Origin of the sequence: Streptomyces sp. x-19 (assembly GCF_046549115.1) — a bacterium.
Taxonomy (GTDB): domain Bacteria; phylum Actinomycetota; class Actinomycetes; order Streptomycetales; family Streptomycetaceae; genus Streptomyces; species Streptomyces albulus_C.
On record NZ_JAJPWK010000016.1, the window covers coordinates 1 to 20,547 of the forward strand.

The 20,547-nt window shown below is 74.5% G+C and carries 18 protein-coding genes; 12 read left to right on the forward strand and 6 right to left on the reverse strand.

Annotated elements, in window-relative coordinates:
• Nucleotides 1–323: 323 nt before the first annotated feature.
• Nucleotides 324–1,037, reverse strand: coding sequence for a lysophospholipid acyltransferase family protein (locus ACLJT4_RS28725; RefSeq protein ID WP_411126597.1), 714 nt, complete (start codon nt 1,035–1,037; stop codon nt 324–326).
• Between the two features lie 246 nt (nt 1,038–1,283).
• Here ACLJT4_RS28725 and ACLJT4_RS28730 point away from each other — a divergent pair, with 246 nt between their 5' ends.
• The 4 genes from ACLJT4_RS28730 to ACLJT4_RS28745 all read left to right on the forward strand — a co-directional run bounded on the left by ACLJT4_RS28730 (nt 1,284) and on the right by ACLJT4_RS28745 (nt 4,512).
• Nucleotides 1,284–1,664, forward strand: coding sequence for a TlpA family protein disulfide reductase (locus ACLJT4_RS28730; RefSeq protein ID WP_411126599.1), 381 nt, complete (start codon nt 1,284–1,286; stop codon nt 1,662–1,664).
• 231 nt (nt 1,665–1,895) lie between these two features.
• Nucleotides 1,896–2,402, forward strand: a complete 507-nt coding sequence (locus tag ACLJT4_RS28735; RefSeq protein WP_016574898.1) for a flavin reductase family protein — start codon at nt 1,896–1,898, stop codon at nt 2,400–2,402.
• Between the two features lie 212 nt (nt 2,403–2,614).
• Nucleotides 2,615–3,403, forward strand: coding sequence for an electron transfer flavoprotein subunit beta/FixA family protein (locus ACLJT4_RS28740; RefSeq protein WP_411126601.1), 789 nt, complete (start codon nt 2,615–2,617; stop codon nt 3,401–3,403).
• A gap of 146 nt (nt 3,404–3,549) precedes the next feature.
• Complete coding sequence (locus ACLJT4_RS28745; RefSeq protein WP_411126603.1) at nt 3,550–4,512, forward strand: electron transfer flavoprotein subunit alpha/FixB family protein; 963 nt, start codon at nt 3,550–3,552, stop codon at nt 4,510–4,512.
• Between the two features lie 95 nt (nt 4,513–4,607).
• On the opposite strand, the gene ACLJT4_RS28750 is transcribed toward ACLJT4_RS28745, so the two are convergent.
• Complete coding sequence (locus tag ACLJT4_RS28750; RefSeq protein WP_411126605.1) at nt 4,608–5,123, reverse strand: DinB family protein; 516 nt, start codon at nt 5,121–5,123, stop codon at nt 4,608–4,610.
• A 205-nt stretch (nt 5,124–5,328) separates the two neighbouring features.
• Here ACLJT4_RS28750 and ACLJT4_RS28755 point away from each other — a divergent pair, with 205 nt between their 5' ends.
• Nucleotides 5,329–6,639 (forward strand): DUF6986 family protein, encoded by a 1,311-nt coding sequence (locus tag ACLJT4_RS28755; RefSeq protein WP_411126607.1) that lies wholly within the window; start codon nt 5,329–5,331, stop codon nt 6,637–6,639.
• Between the two features lie 160 nt (nt 6,640–6,799).
• Here ACLJT4_RS28755 and ACLJT4_RS28760 read toward each other — a convergent pair whose 3' ends face one another.
• On the reverse strand, nt 6,800–7,840 hold the full coding sequence (locus ACLJT4_RS28760; RefSeq protein ID WP_411126609.1) for a LacI family DNA-binding transcriptional regulator: 1,041 nt from the start codon (nt 7,838–7,840) through the stop codon (nt 6,800–6,802).
• Between the two features lie 186 nt (nt 7,841–8,026).
• Between ACLJT4_RS28760 and ACLJT4_RS28765 the strand changes: the two genes are divergently transcribed.
• From ACLJT4_RS28765 to ACLJT4_RS28775, 3 genes are all read left to right on the forward strand, one after another.
• Complete coding sequence (locus ACLJT4_RS28765) at nt 8,027–8,983, forward strand: ROK family protein (RefSeq protein ID WP_411126611.1); 957 nt, start codon at nt 8,027–8,029, stop codon at nt 8,981–8,983.
• A 130-nt stretch (nt 8,984–9,113) separates the two neighbouring features.
• Nucleotides 9,114–11,186, forward strand: a complete 2,073-nt coding sequence (locus ACLJT4_RS28770) for a serine/threonine-protein kinase (protein WP_411126613.1) — start codon at nt 9,114–9,116, stop codon at nt 11,184–11,186.
• Nucleotides 11,187–11,473: 287 nt separating this feature from the next.
• Nucleotides 11,474–12,508, forward strand: coding sequence for an NUDIX hydrolase (locus tag ACLJT4_RS28775; protein ID WP_411126615.1), 1,035 nt, complete (start codon nt 11,474–11,476; stop codon nt 12,506–12,508).
• A gap of 679 nt (nt 12,509–13,187) precedes the next feature.
• On the opposite strand, the gene ACLJT4_RS28780 is transcribed toward ACLJT4_RS28775, so the two are convergent.
• Nucleotides 13,188–14,546 carry a dipeptidase gene (locus ACLJT4_RS28780; protein ID WP_411126617.1) on the reverse strand — a complete coding sequence of 453 codons (1,359 nt, stop codon included), beginning with the start codon at nt 14,544–14,546 and terminating at the stop codon, nt 13,188–13,190.
• 180 nt (nt 14,547–14,726) lie between these two features.
• On the opposite strand from ACLJT4_RS28780, the gene ACLJT4_RS28785 reads away from it, so the two are divergent.
• Nucleotides 14,727–16,007, forward strand: a complete 1,281-nt coding sequence (locus ACLJT4_RS28785) for a geranylgeranyl reductase family protein (RefSeq protein WP_411126619.1) — start codon at nt 14,727–14,729, stop codon at nt 16,005–16,007.
• On the opposite strand, the gene ACLJT4_RS28790 is transcribed toward ACLJT4_RS28785, so the two are convergent.
• On the reverse strand, nt 15,973–16,854 hold the full coding sequence (locus ACLJT4_RS28790) for a class I SAM-dependent methyltransferase (RefSeq protein ID WP_411126621.1): 882 nt from the start codon (nt 16,852–16,854) through the stop codon (nt 15,973–15,975). The genes ACLJT4_RS28785 and ACLJT4_RS28790 overlap by 35 nt on opposite strands.
• Nucleotides 16,855–17,021: 167 nt before the next feature.
• Here ACLJT4_RS28790 and ACLJT4_RS28795 point away from each other — a divergent pair, with 167 nt between their 5' ends.
• From ACLJT4_RS28795 to ACLJT4_RS28805, 3 genes are all read left to right on the forward strand, one after another.
• Nucleotides 17,022–17,636 carry a TetR/AcrR family transcriptional regulator gene (locus tag ACLJT4_RS28795; protein WP_411126623.1) on the forward strand — a complete coding sequence of 205 codons (615 nt, stop codon included), beginning with the start codon at nt 17,022–17,024 and terminating at the stop codon, nt 17,634–17,636.
• A gap of 90 nt (nt 17,637–17,726) precedes the next feature.
• Nucleotides 17,727–18,977: a sensor histidine kinase gene (locus ACLJT4_RS28800; protein ID WP_411126625.1), complete on the forward strand. Its 1,251-nt coding sequence runs from the start codon at nt 17,727–17,729 to the stop codon at nt 18,975–18,977.
• On the forward strand, nt 18,974–19,639 hold the full coding sequence (locus ACLJT4_RS28805) for a response regulator transcription factor (RefSeq protein ID WP_233662067.1): 666 nt from the start codon (nt 18,974–18,976) through the stop codon (nt 19,637–19,639). Before ACLJT4_RS28800 ends, ACLJT4_RS28805 begins: the two co-directional genes overlap by 4 nt.
• A gap of 121 nt (nt 19,640–19,760) precedes the next feature.
• Here ACLJT4_RS28805 and ACLJT4_RS28810 read toward each other — a convergent pair whose 3' ends face one another.
• Nucleotides 19,761–20,516, reverse strand: coding sequence for a maleylpyruvate isomerase family mycothiol-dependent enzyme (locus tag ACLJT4_RS28810; RefSeq protein WP_411126627.1), 756 nt, complete (start codon nt 20,514–20,516; stop codon nt 19,761–19,763).
• Between the last annotated feature and the right edge of the window lie 31 nt (nt 20,517–20,547).

Below are 20,547 nucleotides of genomic sequence, written 5' to 3' on the forward strand. Positions count from 1 at the left end.
GGGGGGGGGGGGGGGGGGGGTGGGGGCCCCCCCACCCCCCCCCCCCCCCCCCCCCCCCCCCCCCCCCCCACCCCCGGCACCGCACCCGACCAGCCCCGCGCAGCGGCCCCGCGCCGCAGGCGCAAACAGAAAACCCCACGGCGGGATAGCCGGAGACGTACGACGACGCCCCGCGCAGCGGCCCCGCGCCGCAGGCGCAAACAGAAACCCCCACGGCGGGACAGCCGGAGACGTACGACGACGCCCCGCGCAGCGGCCCCGCGCCGCAGGCGCAAAACAGCAACCCCCACGGCGGGACAGCCGACAACGTGGGAAGCAAAAACTTACGCACCGCGTCCCGGCATAGGCGCCGAGCCGCCCAGGTGGGCCGGGATCCACCAGGTGTCGTCGGCGTCCCGGGGCCGGACGGGGTAGGCGCGCTGGGCCGCTTCGAGGAGGTCCTGGACGCGGGCCCGCAGTCGGTCGGTGATCTTCTCGGCCTGGTCGGCCGGGTCGGCCTCCACGGGTTCGCCGACCCGGATCGTTATGGGGAAGTGGTGGCGGCCCAACTGCCGCTTGTGCCCCTTGGTCCACAGCCGCTGGGTGCCCCACAGGGCCATCGGCAGCAGCGGGACGCCGGCCTCCTGGGCCAGGCGCGCGGCGCCCGACTTGAAGTTCTTCAGGGTGAAGGATTCGGAGATGGTCGCCTCGGGGAAGACCCCGATGATCTCGCCGGAACGGAGCGCGGACAGTGCGTGCTTGTAGGCGTGCACGCCCTGCGTCCGGTCCACCGGGATGTGCTTCATGGCCCGCATCAGCGGTCCCGACACCTTGTGCCGGAAGACCGACTCCTTCGCCATGAACCGCACGAGTCGCTTGGCCGGGCGGGCCGCCATTCCGCAGAAGACGAAGTCCAGGTAGCCGATGTGGTTGCTCACCAGGACCGCTCCGCCGCGTTGCGGGATGTTCTCCGTACCGGCGACGTCGAACTTCAGGTCCAGCGTCTTGAAGAGCGTACGGGCCGCGCCGATGACGGGCGGGTAGACGAGCTCGGCCATGTGCGGGGGACCCCTTCTCTGTGCCTGGGGAGGGTTCTCCCGGCGGAAACCTACGCAGTCGTAACTGTGCGGCTCCGGGAGATCGTGCCCGATGCGCGCGCCGGCGGCCAGCGTGCGGGGCCCTCGGGGCGCGAGATCCTCGTCACGTGCGGGGCGGAACCGGCAGGTGGGGCGGCTTCCACTGGCCGATGGGGGTGGTTTTCGGCCCGGGGAATCTTTGCGGTGGCGGGAGCGCTGCACCCAGGGATGGCGGGACGGACGGTGCGCCTCGTAGGGGCCGCGGTGACGGGAAGGACGACGGTGCGGGACGACCAGGTGCGGATGGGCGCTGCCGAGATCGGTGCGGAGCTGGGGGAGCGGGCCACGCTCGTCCAGTTCTCCAGTGCGTTCTGCCAGCCCTGCCGGGCCACCCGGCGCGTGCTGACCGAGGTCGCCGGGATGGTCGACGGCGTGGCGCACGTCGAGATCGACGCGGAGGAGCGGCTGGAGCTGGTGCGGCGCCTGGAGGTGCAGAGCACGCCGACGGTGCTGGTGCTCGACGCGCGTGGCACGGTCGTCCGCCGGGCCGCCGGCCAGCCCCGGAAGGTCGACGTCATCGCGGCCCTGGGGGAGGCGGTCCGTGATTGATCTCCCAGATGCCGGGCGACACTTGACGCTTCGGGTCACACGTCGTCAGCCTGACGTCATGCGGCCAGGTATTGATCTCCTTCTCTACGGACGCGCGCACGTCGATCTGGTGCGGACCGCCAGCGCGCGTTGTCCCGGCGTGTGAGCAGCGACGACACCTCCGCCGCCGAGTGCCGTTCGGCCGCCGGCGGTTCCGCCCGGGCGCGCAGCCCACAGCAGAAGGACAACTCCATGACGGCCTCGCCCGATGTCGGCACGCCCCGCACCGCTTCCCCCGAACTCCTGCGCTCCGTCTTCCGCCAGCACGCCGCGGGCGTCGCGGTGATCACCGCGGCGGGTTCCGGCCCCGTCGGTTTCACCGCCACCTCCCTGACCTCCGTCGCCGCCGAACCCCCGCTGCTCTCCTTCGGCATCGGCACCGGCGCCTCCAGTTGGCCGACCGTCTCCGAGGCCGAGCACATAGGCGTGCACGTCCTCGGGGAGCACCAGCAGGAGCTGGCCGCCACCTTCGCGCGCAGCGGCGCCGACCGGTTCGGTCCGGCGACGTCCTGGCGCACCGGCCCCGAGGGCGTGCCGTTGTTGGACGGGGTCCTGGCCTGGTTGGTGTGCCGGGTGGTGGCCCGCGTCCCGGCCGGCGACCACCGGATCGTGCTGGCCCAGCCGGTCGTCGGCGACCCCGCGGGTCCCGGCCGGCCGCTCCTCTACCACCAGGGCCGCTTCAACGCGTTGCGCGACTGACGGGTTCCTCCGTACCTGCTTCGTCGCCCGGTCGGGGCCGTTGAGAAGGTCACATTTCGGCGGCCTTGATTCGGGGCATCAGAGTGTATGTACTGGCGAGTAATATGGCGGTCGGCGCGGGGATCCGGATCCGACCGGGAGCCGCCCCGTGGGGCGCCTATGCTGCCAGCACAAGGCAGTTCTGAAGAGACGAAGCAGGTAGGAGAGCCGGCGTGAGCTTGAGGATCGTTGTCTGTGTGAAGTACGTGCCCGACGCCACCGGCGACCGGCACTTCGCCGAGGACCTGACCGTCGATCGCGACGACGTGGACGGCCTCCTCTCGGAGCTCGACGAGTACGCCGTCGAGCAGGCCCTGCAGATCAAGGAAGCCAACGACGGCGAGGCCGAGATCACGGTCCTGACCGTCGGTCCCGAGGACGCCACCGACGCGCTGCGCAAGGCGCTGTCGATGGGTGCCGACAAGGCCGTCCACGTCGAGGACGACGACCTGCACGGCACCGACGCCCTCGGCACCTCGCTCGTGCTCGCCAAGGCCATCGAGAAGACCGGCTACGACCTCGTGGTCTGCGGCATGGCGTCCACCGACGGCACGATGGGCGTGCTGCCCGCGCTGCTCGCCGAGCGCCTGGCCGCCCCGCAGGTGACCCAGCTCTCCCAGGTCGCCGTCGCCGACGGCAAGGTCACCGGCCGCCGGGACGGCGACACCGCCAGCGAGCAGCTGGAGGCCGCGCTGCCGGCCGTCGTGTCCGTCACCGACCAGTCGGGCGAGGCGCGTTACCCCTCCTTCAAGGGCATCATGGCCGCCAAGAAGAAGCCGGTGGAGACCCTGGACCTGGACGACCTCGACATCGAGGCGGACGAGGTGGGCCTGGAGGGCGCCTGGACCAAGGTCGATTCGGCCGACGAGCGCCCGGCCCGTACCAAGGGCACGATCGTCACGGACGAGGGTGAGGGCGCCAAGCAGCTCGCCGAGTTCCTCGCGGGCCAGAAGTTCATCTGAGGCCGCGGGTCCGGGGCGCGGCCCCGGACCGGCACCGCTCGGCGACCGTGGCCGAGGCCATCTCCCGCCTCCGCGCCCGCATCTGACGGTCCGTCGGAACTCTTCGTCCTCCCTTCGCCCGCACTCTTCCCGCAGGAGCAATTCCCATGGCTGAAGTCCTTGTCTACGTCGACCACGTGGACGGCGCCGTCCGCAAGCCCACCCTCGAACTGCTCACCCTCGCCCGCCGCATCGGCGAGCCGGTGGCCGTGCACCTCGGCGCCGGCGTGGACACCGCCGCCCCCGTGCTCGCCGAGCACGGCGCGGTGAAGGTCCTCGCCGCCGACGCCCCCGAGTTCGCCGAGTACCTCGTCGCCCCCAAGGTCGACGCGCTGCAGGCCGCCTACGACGCGGTCTCGCCGGCCGCCGTCCTGCTGCCCTCCTCCGCCGAGGGCAAGGAGATCGGCGCCCGGCTCGCCGTCCGGATCGGCTCCGGCATCATCACCGACGCCGTGGACGTCGAGGCCGGCGACGAGGGCCCGGTGGCCACCCAGTCGGTCTTCGCGGCCTCGTACACCACCAAGTCGCGGATCACCGAGGGCACCCCGGTCATCACCGTCAAGCCCAACTCCGCCGCCCCCGAGGCCGCTCCGGCCGCCGGTGCGGTCGAGCAGCTCGCGGTGACCGTCGCCGACGCCTCCAAGGCCACCAAGATCGTCTCGCGCACCCCGCGCGAGTCGACCGGCCGCCCGGAGCTGACCGAGGCCGCGATCGTGGTCTCCGGTGGTCGCGGCGTCAACGGCGCCGACAACTTCCCGGTCATCGAGGCGCTCGCCGACTCGCTCGGCGCGGCCGTCGGCGCCTCCCGTGCCGCGGTGGACGCCGGCTGGTACCCGCACACCAACCAGGTCGGTCAGACCGGCAAGTCGGTCTCGCCGCAGCTGTACATCGCGGCGGGCATCTCCGGCGCGATCCAGCACCGCGCGGGCATGCAGACCTCGAAGACCATCGTCGCGATCAACAAGGACGCCGAGGCGCCGATCTTCGACCTGGTCGACTACGGCGTGGTGGGCGACCTGTTCAACGTCGTCCCGGCGCTCACCGACGAGGTCACGTCCCGCAAGGGCTGACCCGGCCGGGCCCCGCGGTGGGCCCGTGGACACCGCACGGCCGAAGGCCCCGTACGCAGCGGACGTACGGGGCCTTCGGCCGTGACCGCGGCCCCTCAGGACCCGGTCTCGCCGTCCAGCGCCTCGCGCAGCAGGTCCGCGTGCCCGTTGTGCCGCGCGTACTCCTCGATCATGTGGACGTAGATCCAGCGCAGGTTCAGGGTGCGGCCGTTGACCGTGAAGGTCTCGTCCAGGCTCCGGTCGGCCACCACCGCGTCGCAGGCCGCGATCTCGGCCGTCAGGGCCGCGTGGTCGGCCTCGGCCCGCGCCGGGTCGAGGTCGTCGAAGTCGGCGTCCGGGGCGTCCGGGGTGCAGTGGAGGGCGTCGATCGCCTCGCCGGCGAACCGCTGCCGGAACCAGACGCGTTCGACGTAGGCAAGGTGGCGGACCAGGCCGAGCAGGGTCAGCGGGGACGGCGGGGTGCCGGGCCGGGCGAGCTGTTCGCCGGTCAGGCCCGCGCACTTGGTGAGCAGGGTGTCACGGTGGAAATCGAGCCAGCCTTGCAGCATCGCGCGTTCGCCCGTGGCGGAGGGCGTCCGGCGGCGTTCGGTCCGGGGTGCGATCCATGTCATGACGGGATTGTGGGGCCTGGCGGGCGGGCCGTGCGACGGAGTTGTCGGCCGGGTGCGGGCCGGTGACCTGCGTCGCCACGAGGAAGGAAGGTGTTGACCTCGTCTACCGACACCGTTAGCTTCGCTATACGGATTGTTGATTCCGTTAAGCGGAAATGCCTGAGTCGGCGACGGCATCGGGCACAAGCACCGGGAGGGTACCGAAATGGGGCAGCAGGAGACCGTGGCCACGAGCTTCGCGGACACCGTACGCGAGGGCATCGGAGCCGCCCTCGCCGAGGTGGACGCCGACCTGGCGCGGCGCTACCCGGGTGACCCCGGCACCCGTCAGCCCGTCCACACGGTCTACGTCCCCGGCGACGCCTTCACCGCCGGCACCATCCGCTCCTGGGGCGACCAGGCGCTGGCCATGCTCGACGAGCACGCCCCCGACGCCGGCGCGCTCGCCGCGGTCCTCGGCATCTCCGACGACCTCGCCGGCCCGGTGTACGACCGGGTCCGCGCCAAGCTGGAGCGCGAGCCCGTCGAGGACCTCCGGATCGACTTCGAGGACGGCTACGGCCTGCGCTCCGACGCCGAGGAGGACGAGGCCGCCGCGCGCGCCGCCGCACTGGTCGCCGCCGCCTATCGTGGGGACACCTCCCGGCCGGAGGCTGGGGGAGGCACCGCCGCCCCTTACATGGGCATCCGCATGAAGTGCATGGAGGCCGCCGTCCGCGACCGCGGCATCCGCACCCTGGACGTCTTCCTCACCGGCCTCATGGCGGCCGGCGGCCTGCCCGAGGGCCTCGTCCTGACCCTCCCCAAGGTGACCTACGTCGAGCAGGTCACCGCCATGGCCCGACTGCTGGAGGCGTTCGAGAAGGCCCACGCCCTCACGCCCGGCCGGATCGGCTTCGAGATCCAGATCGAGACCACCCAGTCCATCCTGGGCGCCGACGGCCGCGCCACCGTCGCCCGCATGATCGAGGCGGCCGAGGGCCGTGCCACCTCGCTCCACTACGGCACCTTCGACTACAGCGCCTCCTGTGGCGTCAGCGCCGCCTACCAGGCCAGCGACCACCCGGTGGCCGACCACGCCAAGGCCGTCATGCAGGTCGCCGCCGCCGGCACCGGCGTCCGCGTCTCCGACGGCTCCACCAACGTGCTGCCGGTCGGCCCCACCGCCCAGGTCCACGACGCCTGGAGGCTGCACCACGGCCTCACCCGCCGCGCCCTGGCCCGCGCCTACTACCAGGGCTGGGACATGCACCCGGGCCACCTGCCGACCCGCTACGCCGCCGTCTACGCCTTCTACCGCGAGGGCCTGGAGAAGGCCGCCGCCCGGCTCGCCGCCTACGTCGCCAAGGCCGGCGGCGACATCGCCGACGAGCCCGCGACCGCCAAGGCGCTCAGCGGCTACCTGCTCCGCGGCCTCGACTGCGGCGCCGTCGACAGCGACGAGGTCGCCCGCCTCACCGGGCTGACCCGTGCCGACCTCGACGGCCTGGCGGGCCGCCCGACGAAGTCGGCCTGAACCGGAGCCGGTCGAACCGGCTCGGGGGCGGCCGTGCCATCGGCCGCCCCCGTTGACCGCTGCCGGCCGTGACCCGCCCCGGGGCCCGGCCGGTTCGCGTGCGGCGTCACGGGGGAACGCCGCACGCGCGGGCACGCGCCCCGTCCACCGGCGGCGCCGGTCAGCCTCCGGCCGGCCGGATCTCCCCCGAACCGCGCGGGATCAGCCGGGTGGGGATCTCCCACCGCTGCGGCGGCTCGTCGACGCCGTCCAGCCGTCGGAACAGCAAGCCGGCCGCCGTCCGGCCGAGTTGGGCGGAGTCCTGGGCGACGACCGTGATGGCGGGGCGGACCAGATCGGCGAGTTCGAAGTCGTCGAAGCCGACCAGCGCGACCGGGCGGGAGTGGCCGCGCAGCACCCGGACGGCGGTGACGGTGACGCGGTTGTTGCCCGCGAAGAGGGCGGTGACCGACTCCGGCGCGGCCAGCATCGCGGTGGTCGCGGCGCCCACCCGGTCCGGGGCGGTGGAGCCCAGGGAGACCCAGGAGTCGTCGACCGGCAGCCCCGCCTCGGCCATCGCGGTGCGGTAGCCGCGCAGCCGCTCCTTGGCGGTGTGGATGCGGGGCTGGTCGCCGATGAAGCCGATCCGGCGGTGGCCGTGCGCGATGAGGTGCGCGACCGCGGCCCGGGCGCCGCCGAAGTTGTCGGAGAGGACCACGTCGGCGTCGATCCGGCCGGCCGGGCGGTCCACGAAGACGGTGGCGATGCCGGCGGCCATCTCGGGGGCGAGGTAGCGGTGGTCGTCGCCGGCCGGGATGACCACCAGCCCGTCCACCCGGCGGGCGCACAGGGCCAGCACCAACTCCTGCTCGCGGGCCGGGTCCTCGGCGCTGGAGCCGTTGATCAGCAGGGCGCCGTGGCTGCGCGCGACCTCCTCGACGGCGCGGCTGAGCGGCCCGTAGAAGGGGTCGGCGAGGTCCTCCAGGACCAGTCCGATGCTGGCGGTCCGGCCCTTGCGCAGGATCCGGGCGGAGTCGTTGCGCCGGAAGCCCAGCGCGGTGATGGCGTCCTGGACGCGGCGTTCGGTGTCCGGGGTGACGCCCGGCTCGCCGTTGACCACCCGCGAGACGGTCTTCAGGCCGACGCCGGCGCGCGCCGCGACATCCTTCATCGTGGGGCGGGTGCCGTAGCGATGGGAAGTGCCGCGGGCGGTCTCGGTCACGTGTGCGGTCCTGTCTGCCGGGGGACGGATGCGGTGTCGGGTGCGCCCGTGGGCGCCACGCGCCGACGGGTCGCCGGGTGGCGACGAGCATAGCCCCTAGACAACGTTGTCAAATGCCGGAAGACTGGCGTTCTCATGCCGGGCCGGTACTCCGGCCCCCCGGCCCACCAGGAGAATTCGACACCGATGCAGACGGACCTCAGCGCAGCGCTGGACATCGGCGGCACCAAGATCGCCGGCGCCCTGGTGGACGCGCGCGGCAGACTCGTCGTCCGGGCCGCCCGGCCGACCCCCGCCGACCAGGACGGCGCCACCGTGATGGGGGCGGTGGCCGAGGTCGTCCGGGAGCTGGCCGCCGGGCCCCACTGGGCGCGGGTGGCCGCCGTCGGCATCGGCAGCGCCGGGCCCGTGGACGCCGAGGCCGGCACCGTCAGCCCGGTCAACATCCCCGGCTGGCGCGACTTCCCGCTGGTCGCCGGGGTGCGGGCGCTGGTCGGGGGACGTCCGGTGACGCTGGTCGGCGACGGGGTGGCGATGACCGCGGCCGAGCACTGGCAGGGCGCCGCGCGGGGCCACGACAACGCCCTGTGCATGGTGGTCTCCACCGGGGTCGGCGGCGGGCTGGTCCTCAACGGGCGGCTGCACGCGGGGCCTTCGGGCAACGCCGGGCACATCGGGCACATCAGCGTCGACCTCGACGGCGACCCGTGTCCGTGCGGGGCGCGCGGCTGCGTGGAGCGGATCGCCAGCGGTCCCAACATCGCCCGCCGGGCGCTGGCCAACGGCTGGCGACCGGGCCCCGACGGGGACGACAGCGCCGCCGCGGTCGCCGCCGCGGCGCACGCCGGTGATCCCGTCGCGGTGCGCTCCTTCGAACGGGCCGGGCAGGCGCTGGCCGCGGGGATCGCCGCCACCGCCACCCTCGTCGAGATCGACATAGCCGTCGTCGGCGGCGGCGTCGCGGGGGCCGGGGACGTCCTGTTCGCCCCGTTGCGCGCCGCCCTCCGGGATTACGCCACGCTGTCCTTCGTGTCCGGGCTGGCCGTGGTCCCGGCCCAGATGGGCACGGACGCCGGCGTGGTGGGGGCCGCCGCGGCGGCCGCGCAACAGTCCCGTCTCGATGCGTTCGTCCCCGCCCCATAGGGGCACCGGTCGCACCCCTGCGCCCCTTAGTCTGGCTTCCGGCCGCCTGAGGGGTTGCGGCACAATGCCCCGGCGTCCAGGACGTACGGGCCGCTGAGGCACGCCAGACGGGTAGCGAGGGGAACGCACGGTGACTTCGGGGGAGCACGAGCAGCGCGGGGCGGACGGAACCGGTGCGGCGGACGGCGTGAACGGCCCCCAACCGGTCGGCGGGGCGCCGGCCGGCGGTGCGCCGCGGTCCGCGTCCCGCAGCGGCCCGCAGCGCGGCGTGGACGACGATCTGACCGGGCAGGTGCTCGGCGGCCGCTACCGCGTCACCGGCCGGATCGGCCGCGGCGGCATGGGCGTGGTCTGCCGGGCCGAGGACCAGGTGCTGGGCCGCGAGGTCGCGCTCAAGGTCCTGCGCGCCTACACCGACGCGTCCGCCCCCGAACTCGCCGACCTGCGGACCCGGATGCAGCGCGAGGCGCGGGCCGCGGCCCGGATCCGGCACTCCGGCGTGGTCACCGTCCACGACGTCATCGAGGAGGCCGGCCGCCCGGTCATCGTGATGGAGTTGGTGGACGGGCCGTCGCTGGACGACGCCATCGGCGCGCAGGGCCCGTTGGACCCGCAGGAGATCGCCCGGATCGGCGCCGCCGTCATGGACGCCCTGGACGCCGCCCACGAGGTCGGCGTGCTGCACCGCGACGTCAAGCCCGGCAACGTCCTGTTGGAGCGTGCCGGGCGGACCCCGGACCGGGCCGGCTCCCGCGGCGGCCGGGTGGTGCTCACCGACTTCGGCATCGCCAGCATCGAGGCCCCCGGGGACGGCGCCAGCACCAACATCACCCGCAGCGGCGAACTGGTCGGCTCGCTCGACTACCTGCCGCCCGAGCGCGCACAGGGCATGGACCCCACCCCCGCCTCGGACATCTGGTCACTGGGCATGACGCTCTACGCGGCGGTCGAGGGCGGCAGCGCGCCGTTCCGCCGCACGTCGGTGTACTCGACGCTGACCGCGATCGTCACCGAACCGCTGCCCGCACCGCGGCGGGCCGGGCCACTGACGCCCGTCCTGTACGCCCTGATGGCCAAGAACCCGGCCGACCGCCCGTCCGCCGCCCAGGCCCGCAGCATGCTCCAGGCCGTGGCGGAGGGCCGAGACCCGGGCGTCACGCCGCCCCCGCCGCCGTCGTTCCCGCAGCCCGGCTCGCCGTACGCCCCGACCGCCACCGACGTGACCGCGGGTGCCGGGCCGCTGCCCGGTCCCGCGGGTGCCGGGGTGGCGCCGGCCGGTTGGCTCGGCGGCCCGGGCGTCCAGGGCGGCGCCGTGCCGCAGCCGCCCGGCGCGCACCCGCCCCGGCCGGTCCACGACACCTCGACGGCGGCGGCCGGTTCCGCGACCGCCGCCACCGGCCCGCATCCGTACCCGACCGGCCCGGACGGCGACACCGCCCGACTGCCGGCCCGCCGGCGCCGTCGGGTGCTGCTGGCGGTGGCGGCGGTCCTGGCCGTGCTGGCCGGCGGCGGCGGCCTCACCTACGCCCTGGTCGGCGGCGGTTCCGGCGACCGGGACACCGCGAGCGGGCGGAAGCCGGCCGCACCGGCCAGCACGCCGGCGACGGGCCAGCCGAGCGTCTCCGCCGGCAAGGGCGGCGACGGCAAGGCCACCGGCGCCTCACCGACCGACACGGCGTCCCCCTCCGGGGCCCCCTCGTCCTCCGGTGCTCCCAAGCCCGGTGCGCCGGGCGGCAGTCCCGGCGGCCAGACCGGCGGAGCGGCCGCGGGCGGCAACCAGAGCGGCACGGACGGCGGCGCCTCGGGCGGAGCGCACGGCGGAACGTCCGGCGGCGCCCACGGCGGCACGTCCACCGGCGGCTCCGGATCCGCGGCCGGCGGTGCCAGCGGGGGGAGCGGCGGTGGCTCGCCGGCCCCCGGACCGGCCTGCACGAACATCGGCGGGGGCAAGGCCAATTGCCCCGTGTGGCGCACCGCGAACTCCTACACCGCGTCCTTCCAACAGGTCGGCCACCTCAACGCCGGCACCAACTACTTCTACTGCCAGGCCAAGTTGGGCCGTCGTGAGACGTACGGGAAGTGGACCAACGTGTGGTGGGCCAAGACCGACGACGACAGCGGCAACGCCGGCGTCTACGTCAGCGTCGTGTACCTCACCGGCGGGGAGAACGACCAGCCGGTGCCCGGGTTGCAGGTCTGCTGAACCGCGGTGCGCGGCCGGCCGACGGGGATCCATGGGACCCCGGCATATGCGACGTACCGCCCCGCCGCCGGCCGCCCGCAGACCGTGCGCGGGTGGGGGTTTCGGTGCTGGAGGGGCGGGGGAGCGCTTGGTTGCCGGGGCATCGCGGCGGGGGAGGCGGACCGGCGTCCCCCGTGCGGTGTGTTCCGCCAACGTGTTCCCGGCGCTGCGCGCGGCCCGTGGTCCCGAGCGTTTCCGTGGCAGGGTGTTGCGGGCAACTCACCTGGGTCTAGGGAAGAGGGGAAACCGTGATCGTCTGGCTGAACGGCACGTTCGGTGCGGGCAAGACCACTGCGGCTCATGAAGTGCTCGACCTGCTTCCCGGAAGCACGCTCTACGACCCCGAACTCCTCGGCACCGGGCTGCGGTCGATGCTGCCGCCCAAGCGCCTCGAAGAGGTCGACGACTACCAGGACCTTCCGTCCTGGCGGCGGATGGTCGTGGACACCGCGGCGGCCCTGCTCACCGAGGTGCCGGGCCCCCTGGTGACCCCGATGACGCTGCTGCGCCAGGAGTACCGCGACGAGATCTTCGGCGCCCTCGCCGCCCGCCGGATACCGGTCCGACATGTCCTCCTGGATGCGGAGGAAACGATCCTGCGCTCCCGGATAGCCCACCGCGAGGAAACCCCCGGTGACCCCGAGGGCAACGCCGCCGTCCGCCGCTGGTGCCTGGAGCACCTGGGCCCCTACGCGCAGGCCCTGGACTGGCTCAAGAGCGACGCCCACGTCGTGGACACCACGACCCTGACGCCCCGCCAGACCGCCGAACGGGTCGCCGAGGCCGTCCGCACCGGCGCCGGCGCCTGCGACATCGTGCAAACCCCCGAGCCGACCGCGGAGACCCTCGCCGCCGGAGTGCTGCTCTTCGACGACCAGGACCGTGTCCTACTCGTCGACCCGACATACAAGCCCGGCTGGGAGTTCCCCGGCGGCATCGTGGAACCAGGCGAGGCCCCCGCCCGCGCCGGCGTGCGCGAGGTCGCCGAAGAACTGGGCATCCAACTCGGCTGCACACCGAGGCTGTTGGTACTCGACTGGGAAGCGCCCAAGCCACCCGGCTACGGCGGCCTGCGCCTGCTCTTCGACGGTGGCACGCTCACCGAGGACCGCATCCAGGAACTCCTCCTGCCCGGCTCCGAACTCCGCGCATGGCGCTTCGCCACCGAATCCGAGGCGGAGTCCATGCTCCCGCCCGTCCGCTGGAACCGCCTCCGCTGGGCCCTCCGCGCCCGCGAACGGGGCTGCCCACTGCATCTGGAGGCCGGCGTCCCACTCGGCTAGCCGCTGGGGTTCCGCCCCACGTTGTCGGCTTTCCCGCCGTGGGGGTTTTTGCCGTTGCGCCTGCGGCGCGTTGCCGCTGCGCGGGGCTTTGACGTACGTGGTCGGCCGGCCCGCCGTGGGGGTTTCGCTTTTGCGCCTGCGGCGCGGGGCGTTGTCCGCTGCGCGGGGCTGTTGGGTGCCGGTGACGGGCCTGCGGGGGTGGTGTGCAGGACTGCTGCGCTTTACGTCCTGCACACCACCCCCTCCGGCCCGTCCCCTCCCGTTATGGGTGGGTGGAAAGACGGGTGGGTGGGGCCTGAGGCAAGTGGTCCTCGTTCGGTCGTTCCATGGCCATTACGGGCGCTTTGCTGTCAAACCTGGCCTAGTGGTCCCATATCGACGGCCCGCGCCAGCCCACCCACAGCATCACCCCTCCACCGTTTTCCCACCCTTCAACGGGAGGGGACGGGTCTGCGGGGTGGGGGTAGGGCGGACGTAAAGCGCAGCAGTCCGCCCTACCCCCACCCCGCAGACCCGGCACCGCGGCCGACCAGCCCCGCGCAGCGGCACCGCGCCGCAGGCGCAGAACAGCACCCCGCGGCGGGACGGCCGGCAACGTACGAGCACGCCCCGCGCAGCGGCAACGCGCCGCCAGGCGCAAACGGCAACCCCCGTGGCGGGAGAGCCAACAACGTGGGAATCAGCCCCGCTCGGCAAGGCGCTGAAGGAACAGTGCCTCCGCCAGTGACAGGCGTTCCAGTTCGTCGGGCGACACGCTCTCGTTGACGGCGTGGATCTGCGCTTCCGGCTCGCTGAGTCCGATGAGCAGGATCTCCGCTTCGGGGTAGAGCCCGGCCAGGGTGTTGCACAGCGGGATGGAGCCGCCGAGGCCGGACGTCTGCATCTCCTTGCCGTCGTACGCCTCGCGCAGTGCCGCGGCCATCGAGGCGTAGGCGGGGCTGGTGGTGTCCGCGCGGAACGGCTGGCCCTGGCCGACCTGCTCGACGCCGACCCGGGCGCCCCAGGGTGCGGCGCCTTCCAGGTGGGCGGCGAGCAGCTTGGTGGCGTCGGCGGCGTCGATGCCCGGCGGCACCCGCAGGCTGACCAGGGCGCGGGCCGAGGCGTGTACGGACGGTGTGGCGCCGACCACCGGCGGGCAGTCGATGCCCAGGACGGTCACGGCGGGGCGGGCCCAGAGTCGGTCGGCGACGGTTCCGGTGCCGATGAGTTCGACGCCGTCCAGGACCTTGGCGTCCTTGCGGAAGTCCTCGTCGGAGTACTGCAGGCCGTCCCAGGTGGCGTCGGCGGCGAGGCCGTGCACGGTGGTGGAACCGTCCTCGGCGCGCAGCGAGTCCAGGATCCGGATGAGGGCGGCCAGGGCGTCGGGGGCCGCGCCGCCGAACTGGCCGGAGTGGAGGTTGCCCTCCAGGGTGTCGACCTGGACGTGCACCATCGTCATGCCGCGCAGGGTGGCGGTGACGGTGGGCAGTCCGGCCCGGAAGTTGCCGGAGTCGCCGATCACGATGGCGTCGGCCGCGAGGAGTTCGGGGTGTGCCTCGGCGTACCGTTCCAGGCCGCCGGTGCCCTGTTCTTCCGAACCTTCGGCGATGACCTTGATGTTGACGGGGACGCCGCCGTGCTCCTTGAGCGCGCGCAGCGCGGTCAGGTGCATGATCATGCCGCCCTTGCAGTCCGCGGCGCCGCGGCCGTACCAGCGGCCGTCGCGCTCGGTCAGTTCGAACGGCGGGGAGATCCAGGCGTCCTCGTCCAGCGGCGGTTGCACGTCGTAGTGGGCGTACAGCAGCACGGTGGGCGCGCCGGCGGGGCCGGGGAGGTGCCCGTAGACGGACTGGGTGCCGTCCGGGGTGTCGAGCAGGGCGACGTCCTCGAAGCCCTCGGCCCGCAGGGCGTCCGCGATCCAGTGGGCGGCCCGCTCGCTCTCGCTCTTGGGGAACTGCGCGAAGTCCGCGACCGACTTGAAGGCCACCAACTCGGCGAGTTCGGTCCTGGCCCGTGGTTGCAGGGCGGCGACGGTCTGGGCGAGCTGGCTGTCAGGCATGGAACGCTCCTTGTGGGCGCGGCGTTGGGTACGTGGGGGCACGCGCGGCGGGGTGGGCCGGGCGGGCCCGGACGTACGCGTGGGCGTGCTCCGATCTTCCCACAGGCGGCTCGCCCGGACGCGGCCCGTAGGATGCGGGCGGTACGCGCAGCCAGGCATCGGACGGGAGCGGAAGCACAGGTGAGCAGCGAGCAGGCGGCCGAAGGCAACCAGCAGGTGTGGGACGTCGTGGTGGTGGGCGCGGGGCCCGCCGGTGCCTCGGCGGCACACGCCGCGGCGTGTGCGGGACGCCGGGTGCTGCTGCTGGAGAAGGCCGAACTCCCCCGTTACAAGACGTGCGGCGGCGGCATCATCGGCCCGTCCCGGGATTCCCTTCCGCCCGGTTTCGAACTGCCGCTGCGCGACCGGGTGCACGCGGTCACCTTCGCGCTCAACGGGCGGTTGACCCGCACCCGCCGTTCCAAGCACATGCTCTTCGGGTTGATCAACCGTCCGGAGTTCGACGCCGCCCTGGTGGAGTCCGCGAAGGACGCCGGGGCGCAGGTGCGGACGGGCGTGACGGTCACGCGGGTGGAGCAGCACGGGGCCAACGTCCCGGACCGCCGGACGGTCGCGGTGGTGCTCGGGGACGGCGAGGTGGTGCTGGCCCGGGCGGTGGTCGGCGCGGACGGCAGCGCGAGCCGGATAGGCGCGCACGTCGGCGTCAAGGTCGACCAGGTCGACCTGGGGCTGGAGGTCGAGATTCCGGTGCCGGAGACGGTCGCCGAGGACTGGGCGGGCCGGGTGCTCCTGGACTGGGGGCCGATGCCGGGCAGTTACGGCTGGGTGTTCCCGAAGGGGGACACCCTGACCGTCGGGGTGATCTCGGCCCGCGGCGAGGGCGCGGCCACCAAGCGCTACCTGGAGGACTTCGTCGGCCGGCTCGGTCTGGCCGGCTTCGAGCCGCGGATCTCCTCCGGGCACCTGACCCGTTGTCGGGCGGACGACTCGCCGCTGTCGCGGGGGCGGGTGCTGGTCTGTGGTGACGCGGCGGGCCTGTTGGAGCCCTGGACGCGGGAGGGGATCTCCTTCGCGCTCCGGTCCGGTCGGCTGGCGGGCGAGTGGGCGGTGCGGATCTCGGAGGCACACGACGCGGTGGACGCCCGGCGCCAGGCCCTGAACTACGCCTTCGCCATCAAGGCCGGGTTGGGCGTGGAGATGGCGGTCGGCCGCCGGTTGCTGGCCGTCTTCGCGCGCCGCCCCGGGGTGTTCCACGCCGCGTTGACCGGGTTCCGGCCCGCGTGGCGGGCGTTCGCGAAGATCACCCGCGGTACTGCGACGCTCGCCGAGATGGTCCGCACGCACCCGCTCGCCCGGCGTGCGCTGGATGCCTTCGACCGGGCGGAGGCGTCCGCTCCGACCGTGCCCGCCGACCGGCCGGTGGAGGTCAGCGACCCGGAGCCGGCGGCCGAACGGCAGTGACGAGCCAGCCGGCGCCCCGCAGCCGGACCGCGCCGCCGTCCTCGTAGGGGCGCAACGCCTCGGTGAGGGCCGCCCGGGCGCGGTCCCGGGATTCCGGGGCGGCCCGCTCCAGCAGGTGGCGGCCGGGGCCGGAGCCGAGGAGGAAGGCCGCCGCGTCCCCGGCGTCGCGGCCCCAGGTGCCGGGCGCGGTCACCGGCGTCACGGTGGTCCCGGCGAATCCGGCCGCGGAGAGCACCTCACGGACGCGGTCGGGGGCGGCGAGGGAGAATATTCCGGGCGCGCCGGGGACGCCGAAGCCGTCCAGCGGGACGTGGGGGCGCAGCGCCGCCAGTGCCTGGAACCACTCGCTGCGGTCGGCGGGGGAGCCGCAGACGAACGCCAGCCGGCCGCCGGGGCGCAGCGCCCGTCCGATGTTGGCGAAGGCGGCGACCGGGTCGGCGAAGAACATCACGCCGTAGCGGCTGATCGCGACGTCGAAGCCGCCCGCGGGGAAGGCGTGGACCTGGGCGTCGCCCTGTTCGAAGGTCGTGTTGGTCAGTCCTTCGCGGGCCGCCGCGGCGCGGGCTCCGGCCAGCATCGGCGCGGAGAGGTCCACGCCCCGGGCGTGCCCGTCGGCGGCGCGGCGGGCGGCGAGTCGGGTGGTGGCGCCGGCGCCGCAGCCGATGTCCAGGACGCGGTCGGCCGGGGCGATGTCCGCGGCGTCGAGCAGCGGCGCGTTGAACCCGCCGTTCACCGCGTCCCAGCGGTCCTGGTGGTCGGCCCAGTGGGTCCCTTCGTAGCCGTTCCAGGCGTGGGCCTGCGCGGCGTTGGGGATGTCGGGGAGCGCGGTGCCGTTGGGGTGTGCCATGGGGAGCGTCCTCCTGGGGGTGGGTTCTTGCCGGCGAGTGCCGGCCGCATGCGGCCGGGCCGGGGTGGACGGCGGCCCGGGCCCTAGGATGGGCGTGTGCCCAAACCGTGCGGGCCACAGTATGGGCGTGCGCCCAAACTGGCAATCCCCCGTCCCCGAGAGGTCCCATGTCACCGCGTGGAGTGGCGATCCCCGACGTCCGCGAACGGCTCTTCGCCGCCGCCGAACGCCTCCTGGCCCGGGCCGGGCCGGGCGCGCTGACCAGCCGTGCGATCACCGCGGAGGCGGGCTGCTCCAAGGGACTGCTGCACGCCCACTTCGCCGACGGACTGGACGAGTTCGTCGCCGACCTGTGCCTGGACCGGTTCGCCCGCACCGCGCACCAGGCCGCCCGGCTCCCGGAGAAGGCCGGCCAGGACAGCGTGGCCGCGAACCTCGGCACCGTCGCCGGCACCCTGCTGGACTCGGCGGGCCCGGTCATCGCCGGCCTCGCGCTCACCCGCCCGGCCGCCGCCCAGCGGATCCGCACCGCGCTCCGCGACGGCGCGCCGGGATTCGACGCGATGCAGGAGGCGATCACCGACTACCTCGACGCCGAACGGCGCCTGGGGCGGCTCGCGCCCGACACCGACACCGGTGCGGTCGCGCTCGCCCTCGTCGGCACCGTCCACCACCTGCTGATGACCGGCTGGGCCGGGGCGCCCGATCCCCGCGGACAGGCGGAACGGCTGGTGACGATGCTCGTCGGGCCGGCCGGGGCCGCGGCCGGCGACCCCGGCTGATCCGGCGGTCGGACGTACTCCCCGGGGAGTAGCCGGGACCACCGCCTCCGGCGGACGCCGCCGCGCCGCACCGCGGTCTAGCGTGGCGGCATGGACAACGCACGGCCGCCCTGGGCGCGGCGCCGCCACGACGCGGCCGGGGGCGGGTGGGCGACGGCCCCGGCGCCCGGCAGCCGCCCCCGCGGCCGACTGCCCTGGCGCTCGACGCTGGCGGTGGCCGTGCTGGTCACCGTCGGCAGCAACGCCGCCGCCCACGGCCAGACCGACCGGGTCCCGCTCGATCCGCTCGGCCATGCGCTGCTCCTCGCCGGGGCCGTGCTGCTGCTCTTCCGCCACCGCTTCCCGCGGGCCACCGCCGTCGGTACCGCGGCCTGCTGCGCCGCCTACTTCACGGCCGGTTACCCCTACGGCCCGGTCTTCGTCACGCTGGCGCTCGGGGCCTTCGCGGCGATCGTCGCCGGGCACCGGGTGGTCGCCTGGTGCGCCGTGGGCGGGGTGTGGCTGCTGCACCTGTTGGTCGCGCACTGGCTCTACCGATGGCTGCCCCCGTACCTCGGGCCGGCACCCTGGACGCAGGAACTGGTCGTCACCGCCTGGGTGGCGGCCGTGCTGGCGGCTTCCGAGCTGGTCCGGGTGCGCCGCGAGCAACTGGCCCGGACGCGGGCCGAACGCGCGGCCGCCGAACGCCGCCGGGCCGACGAGGAGCGGCTGCGGATCGCCCGTGAACTCCACGACGTCCTCGCGCACAGCATCTCGGTCATCAACGTCCATGCCGGCGTCGGGCTGGCGCTGCTGGACTCCGACCCCGAACAGGCGCGGACCGCCCTGACCACCATCAAGGCCGCGAGCAAGGAGGCGCTCGGCGAGGTCCGGCAGGTCCTCGACACCCTGCGTTCCCCGGGGGACGCCCCGCGGGCGCCGGCGCCCGGCCTGGACCGGCTGTCCGAACTGACCGAACAGGCCCGCGGCGCCGGCCTCGCCGTGGACGTCACCACCGAGGGCGACGCGGTCGCCCTGCCGCCCGGCACCGACCTCGCCGCCTTCCGCATCGTCCAGGAGGCGCTGACCAACATCGTCCGGCACTCGGGTTCGCGCACCGCCCGGGTCCGGCTCCGTTACGCTCCCGGTGCGCTGGAGATCCGGGTCGACGACGACGGCCCGGCGACCGTCGCCGCCGAGCAACCGACCGGCGGCGGCAACGGGCTGGCCGGGATGCGGGAGCGGGCCGCGGCCCTGGGCGGCACCATCGAAGCCGGCCCGCGGTCGGACGGCGGCTTCCGCGTCCTGGCCCGCGTCCCGCTCACCGTCGGGGGCCGTGCCGTCCCAGAGGAGGAGTCGTGATCCGGGTACTGCTCGCCGACGACCAGCTCCTGGTCCGGGCCGGCTTCAAGGCGCTGCTGGACGCCCAGGCCGACATCGAGGTGGTCGGCGAGGCGGCCGACGGCCAGCAGGCCCTGACCGGCGTCCGGGCGCACCGGCCGGACGTGGTCCTGATGGACATCCGGATGCCGGTGGTCGACGGCCTGGCCGCCACCCGGGGGATCACCGGGGACCCCGCGCTGCGGGACGTCAAGGTCGTCATGCTGACCACCTTCGAACTCGACGAGTACGTCTTCGAGGCGATCCGCTCCGGCGCCTCCGGCTTCCTGGTCAAGGACACCGAACCGGACGAACTGCTGCGGGCGGTGCGCGCGGTGGTGGCCGGTGACGCGCTGCTCTCGCCGGGGGTGACCCGCCGGCTGATCGCGGAGTTCGCCGCCCGCTCCAAGGAGCCGGCGCCGGCCGCCGCGCTCGGCGTGCTCACCGAACGCGAGCGGGAGGTGATGGCCCTGGTGGGCATCGGGCTCTCCAACGAGGAGATCGCCCGCCGGCTGGTGGTCAGCCCGCTCACCGCCAAGACCCACGTCAGCCGCACCATGGTCAAGCTGGGCGCCCGGGACCGCGCCCAACTGGTCGTCCTCGCCTACGAGTCGGGGCTGGTGCGGCCGGGCTGGCTCGGCTGACGCCCCGGGCCGGGCGGACGGGGGCCGTGGGACGGCCCGCGAGCCCGCCGCCACCGGCGCCCGTGGCGGGGCGTCAGCTCGGCGCGGCGGCAGCCCGCGCACACCGCGGACCCCGCACCGATCAGATGGCGCCACGCTCCCGCCACAGCGCCGGCAGGGACGGGTCGCCGGAGACCTTCAGGCCGTCCCACGGCAGGCGGTTCCACAGCGCGAGGTACAGCTCCTCGGCCGGGCCCTCGACCGTGCAGTCCGCGGTGGCGTCCGCCGCGAGGGGCGTGTCGTGCCGCTCCGTGCGCGGCGGGCCGTCGGGCGTGAGGTGCACCGTCCACTCGGCGCCGGGGGTGTCGTCGGCGCGCAGCCGCAGCGTGCCGGGCGTCTCGGGGCGCACACGGCTGCGGTCGCCGGCGTGGAAGCCCCGCAGGAGTTCGTCGATGCCGTCGGCGGCGAAGCGGGCCGGCAGCGGCGTCAGCGCGACGCCGGCCGCCTGCTGGGCGTCGGCGCGGTGCACCGACGTCTCGTGCGCCTGCCGGCGCGCCCAGAAGGCGAGCGGTGACGGGGCCGGCAGGAACGTCCACGTGCGCAGGTCCGCCGGTGCGGTGTGGAGCGCCAGGACGAGGTGGTGGTGGCCCTCGCGCAGCCAGGGCACCAACTCGTCGTCGGCCAGCTCCGGCAGCTCCGGGACGGGACGCCGCTGCTCCTGGGGCTCGGTCACCAGGCCCGTCACCCACCGGTGGACCGTCCCCACGTGCCGCACCAGGTCCCGCATCCGCCAGTCGGGACAGGTCGGCACCGGGGCGTCGGGGCCGGCCTCGTCCGCGGCGTCCGCGAGCAGCCCGCCGTCCAGCCGCAGGGTTTCGACGAACTCAGTGATCTCCATGCGTCCGAGTGTGCCAGCCGCCACTGACACC